The 585-nt window shown below is 66.7% G+C and carries 1 protein-coding gene; it reads left to right on the top strand.

The genetic code is table 11. From position 1 onward, the window contains the following. Positions 1–10: 10 nt before the first annotated feature. Positions 11–585 (top strand): GTP-binding protein (locus ADK54_RS15705; protein WP_053726258.1); only part of this gene is annotated, 575 nt, incomplete at its 3' end.

The following is a 585-nucleotide window of genomic DNA, read 5'->3' as shown; positions in this document are numbered from 1 at the left end:
AGGGTGCTCAGTGGACTTCGCAAGCTCTAGCGGCGGTGCTGCCCGCTCCACTACTTCCGCGAAGATCGTGGTGGCGGGCGGTTTCGGCGTGGGCAAGACCACGTTCGTCGGCGCGGTCTCGGAGATCAACCCGCTGCGCACCGAAGCCGTCATGACCTCGGCGTCGGCGGGCATCGACGACCTCACCCACACCGGAGACAAGACCACCACCACGGTCGCCATGGACTTCGGCCGCATCACCCTGGACCAGGACCTCATCCTGTACCTCTTCGGCACCCCCGGACAGGACCGCTTCTGGTTCATGTGGGACGACCTCGTACGCGGCGCCATCGGCGCCGTCGTCCTCGTCGACACCCGCCGCCTCGCCGACTGCTTCCCCGCCGTCGACTACTTCGAAAACTCCGGCCTCCCCTTCGTCATCGCCCTCAACGGCTTCGACGGACACCAGCCCTACACCCCCGACGAAGTACGCGAAGCCCTCCAGATCGGCCCCGACACCCCCATCATCGTCACCGACGCCCGCCACCGAGCAGACGCCAAAAGCGCCCTCATCACCCTCGTCGAACACGCCCTCATGGCACGACT

The sequence above is a fragment of the Streptomyces sp. WM6378 genome (assembly GCF_001279695.1).
In the GTDB taxonomy this organism is placed as follows: domain Bacteria; phylum Actinomycetota; class Actinomycetes; order Streptomycetales; family Streptomycetaceae; genus Streptomyces.
Note: the sequence above shows the minus strand (reverse complement) of the source record. Positions and strands in the feature narration are given on the sequence as shown.